We start from the raw sequence: 4,221 nt of genomic DNA on the forward strand, positions 1-4,221 counted from the left end.
CAGCGAGGCCGACGCGGACCGGCGCCTGCGTGCCGCGAACGACATGCTGGTCGTCGATATCCCGCCCGGTTTCGAGCGCGACCTGCTGGCCGGCCGGCAACCGCAACTCGCCTTCCGCGTGGACGGGTCCAGCCCGTTCCCCGGCGCGACCACGCGCGCCTATGTCACCGGCGTGCTGCTGGGCTACGCCAATGCGCAGATGCGCGCGCTGCCGGCCCGCCCCGCCGCGCTGCCGGTGTCGATCGAGTCGCGTTTTATCTATAACCAGGAATTCCGCAGCATCTATGCCATCACGCCCGGCATCATCATGCTGGCGCTGATCCTGATCCCGACCATGCTGACCGCGCTCGGCGTGGTGCGCGAGAAGGAGATGGGATCCATCACCAACCTCTATGCCTCCCCCGCGAGCGTGGGCGAATACCTGATCGGCAAACAGCTTCCCTACGTGGCGCTGGCCATGGTCAGCTACCTCACGCTGGTGGCCCTGGCGATCGTGCTGCTGCAGGTGCCGCTGAAGGGCTCCTTCCTCGCCTTGTCGCTGGGCGCCGCGCTGTTCGTGCTGGCGGCCACCGCGCTCGGCCTGCTGGTGTCCACCTTCGTGCGTTCGCAGGTGGCCGCCATCTTCGGCACCGCCATCCTGTGCCTGATTCCATCGGTGAACTTCTCCGGCCTGCTCTATCCCGTTTCCACGCTGACCGGCAGCAGCTACTGGATCGGCCTGGGCTTTCCGTCGTCGTGGTTCCAGTTGGTCAGCCTGGGCAGCTTCACCAAGGGCCTGGGCGCCGGCAGCTTTGGCGCCATGTACCTGGCCTTGCTGGGCTTTGCGCTGCTATACCTGACTGGCGCGCGCCTGCTCCTGCGCAAGCAGGAGGCGTAGCCGGGAGATGCCGCGATGAACCAATGGTGCAAGAACGTGGCCCGGCTGTGCGGCAAGGAACTGCGCAGCCTGTTCAGCGATATCACGCTGATGGTGCTGATCGTGTTCGCCTTTACCCTGGCCGTGCACTCGGTGGCCAAGGGCATCAAGGCCGAGGTGTCGAACGCGTCGGTGGCGATTGTGGACGGCGACCACTCCGAGCTGTCGCGCCGCCTGCGCGACGCGATCCGTCCGCCGTATTTCAAGACGCCGGTCGATGTCGACCGGCACGTCGTCGACGCGGAGATGGACCGTGGCCGCTATATCTTCGCCATCGAGATCCCGCCGCGCTTCGAAGCCGATGTGCTGGCGGGCCGGACGCCGGCGGTGCAGGTGCTGGTCGATGCCACGGCGATGACGCAGGCGGGGCTGGGAGCCACCTACCTGCAGCAGATCTTCACGCGCGAAGTGCTTGAGTTCCTGCATGCGCGGGGCATCGAGGCGCAACTCCCCGTGCGCGCGGAGAGCACGGTGATGTTCAATCCCAACACGGAATCGCACTGGTTCACATCCACCATGCAGATCGTGGTCAACATCACCGTGCTGGCCATCATCCTGGTGGGCGCGGCGGTGATCCGCGAGCGCGAGCACGGCACCATCGAGCACTTGCTGGTGATGCCGGTACGCGCCAGCGAGATCGCCGTGGCCAAGATCCTCGCCAACGGCGCGGTGATCTTCCTGGCATCGCTGCTGTCGCTGTGGCTGGTGGTGCATCTGTGGCTGGCGGTGCCGGTCACGGGATCGCTGGGACTGTTTGCGCTGAGCACGGCGCTCTACCTGTTTTCCGTCACGGCGCTCGGCATGTGGCTCGCCACCATCGCGCCGGCCATGCCGCAGTTCGGCCTGCTGGCGGTGCCGACCTATGCCGTTGCCTACCTGCTGTCCGGCGCCGCCACGCCGGTGCAGAGCATGCCGCAGGCCATGCAGCACGCGGTCCAGTTCCTGCCGACGACCCAGTTCGTCAACCTCACCCAGGCCATCCTGTTCCGCGGCGCGGGCGTGGACGTGGTGTGGCCGCAGTTGCTGGGCGTGACGGCCGCGGGCGGGATCTTCCTCGCCCTGGCGCTGACGCGGTTCCGCTCCATGCTGGCACAGCAGGGTTAACGCCATGCCTGATCGCACCTCGCGCCCGCCCACCAAACGGACTTCTGCCTTGAGTACTTATCCAGCACGCGGCATCCTCACCGGCCTCATCGCATGTATCGCCGCGGGCCTGGCCGGCTGCACCACGGTCGACGTGACCGTGCCCGGCGGTATCGCGGCCCCCGCTGCGTTCAGCGAAGCCCCCGCCCAGGGCATGCCAGCCGCGGAACAGGACCTGGCGCAGTGGTGGCAAAACTGGGGCGACCCGGAACTGACGCAGCGCGTCACCCAGGCGCTGCAAGCCAGTATCGACCTGCGCGTCGCACAGGCGCGCCTGGCGGAAGCGCGCGCCATCGGGCGGGTGGCCGAATCGGCGCTCTACCCCACGCTCTCGGCGCAGGCGCTGGCCGCGCGGGGCGTGGCCGACCTGCGCAGCCCCGCTGGGTTGCCCGACATGTCTCCCGGACTGGACGGCCACCTTGCCGGCGTGACCGTGGCCTGGGAGATCGACATCTTCGGCGGCCGGCGCAGCGACGCGCAAGCCGCGGCAGCCGTCGCGCTCAGCGCCGAGGAGCGCCTGCGCGGCACGCGCCTGGCGATTGCCGCCGACGTGGCCGAGAACTATGTCGCGGCGCGCGGCCTGCAGCGCCGTCTGCAACTGCTTGACCGCAGCATGGAAACTGTCGGCGAACTGCTGCGCTACACCCGCGCACGCTATGCAGCCGGCCAGGCGCTGCCCTATGACATCGATCGCGTGAGCGAGCAGCTTGGCGCGCTGCAGGCGCAGCGGCCCGTGCTGGTCAACCTGATCTCGATCCGGGAGCGCCGGCTGGCGGTGCTCGCCGGCCAGATACCGCAGAGCGCAACGGCATTGTCCCCGCCGCCGCCGTTCTTCGTGCCGGCCCCGCCGGCGGGGCAGCTGCCGTCCCAGGTCATCGAGCGGCGCCCGGATGTCCGGGCCTCGGCCGCGCTGGTGCGCGCGCAGGCCGCCAGGCTCGGCAGCGCAAAAGCGGAGTTGTTCCCGCGCTTCTACCTGACCTTCCTCGGCCAGGATGGGCGCCTGCACGTGGACGGGCTGCCCGCGCTGAGCGGCACGGGCGGCTTGCTCGGTGTCGGCGTGCAGTTGCCGATCTTCACCGCCGGGCGCATCCAGGCCAATATCGATGCCGGCGACGCCCGCCTGCAGGCCGCGCAGGCAAACTACGACCAGGCCGTGCTGCGCACGCTGGAGGAAGTGGACAATGCCTACGGCCTGCGTCATGGCCTGGATCAGCGCGGTGCCCGGCTGGATGCGGTGGTCGCTACCGCGCAGCGCAACAGCCAGAGCGCCACGCGCCTCTATGAAGGCGGCCGGCGCACGCTGCAGGACGTGCTGGACGCGCGTATCGACGCGCTGCGGCGCGAGGAGGAACAGATCCAGACGCAGACGGCACAAGCCGTGGCGGCCGTGCAGCTATACCGCGCGCTGGGCGGTTCGTGGTCGCCTGGAGATAATAGCTAGGCCTCATACGAAGACCCGCAGGGGGCCGTTCCGGAGGGCAGCGAAAGGAGACTGCATCCTGCCTGGCGGCTCTGTACGCGGGCGCGCATCCGGGGACGAATGCCGGAACCGGCACCCACCCGACGTTATACTCTAGGCCATCCAGGCCCTCTGGGCCCTCAATCCGCATACAGTCAAAACCATCATGTCCACGATCCCCGCCTGCCCCCAATGCACACTGGAAAACACCTATCCTGACGGCGACAATTTCGTCTGCGCCGACTGCGGCCATGAGTGGGCGATGTTGGCCGCCCCGCAAGCGGACGACAGCGCGGACGCGGTGGTGAAGGATGCCAACGGCACCGTGCTGAATGACGGCGACGCCGTGGTGCTGATCAAGGACCTGAAGGTCAAGGGCTCGTCCATCACGCTGAAGATGGGCACCAAGGTCAAGAGCATCCGGCTGGTGGGCGGCGACCACGAAGTCGATTGCAAGATGGACGGTGGCAGCTTCATGCTCAAGGCCTGCTTCCTGCGCAAGGCCTGAGCCCGCCAGCACGTCACAGGCCCCGCTGTCGCGCGGCGAACCGCGCTTCCGGCAGCGCGGCGAATTCCTCCGTGACCGGCGCCGCCTTTGCCGGCGGCGTCCTCGTCCAGTCAGGCTATCCCGGCGGGAATATCCGCATCATCGTGCCGTCCAGCGCGAGGGGCCTCATTGGCGGCAAGGCGATGGTGGACATAC

4 protein-coding genes are annotated in these 4,221 nt (G+C 68.3%); all 4 read left to right on the forward strand.

Going from position 1 to position 4,221, the window contains the following annotated elements; all coding sequences use genetic code 11:
- On the forward strand, positions 1–877 hold an 877-nt coding region (locus AC1DKD_RS39600), incomplete at its 5' end, for an ABC transporter permease (protein ID WP_477144595.1).
- A 15-nt stretch (positions 878–892) separates the two neighbouring features.
- The gene (locus AC1DKD_RS39605; RefSeq protein ID WP_477111973.1) at positions 893–2,020 is read left to right on the forward strand and encodes an ABC transporter permease; all 1,128 of its coding nucleotides are present in this window, start codon (positions 893–895) and stop codon (positions 2,018–2,020) included.
- Positions 2,021–2,069: 49 nt separating this feature from the next.
- A complete protein-coding gene (locus AC1DKD_RS39610; RefSeq protein WP_441633882.1) occupies positions 2,070–3,500 on the forward strand; it encodes an efflux transporter outer membrane subunit in 1,431 nt (476 codons plus the stop codon).
- Positions 3,501–3,684: 184 nt separating this feature from the next.
- Positions 3,685–4,026 carry a zinc ribbon domain-containing protein YjdM gene (locus AC1DKD_RS39615; protein WP_441633880.1) on the forward strand — a complete coding sequence of 114 codons (342 nt, stop codon included), beginning with the start codon at positions 3,685–3,687 and terminating at the stop codon, positions 4,024–4,026.
- Positions 4,027–4,221 lie beyond the last annotated feature (195 nt).

It is taken from the genome of Cupriavidus sp. 05T313, from assembly GCF_056396665.1.

Excerpts from the sequence above, each read along its gene's own strand:
- AC1DKD_RS39605 (WP_477111973.1), top strand. The coding sequence starts at position 893 with ATGAACCAATGGTGCAAGAACGTGGCCCGGCTGTGCGGCAAGGAACTG.
- AC1DKD_RS39615 (WP_441633880.1), top strand. The coding sequence starts at position 3,685 with ATGTCCACGATCCCCGCCTGCCCCCAATGCACACTGGAAAACACCTAT.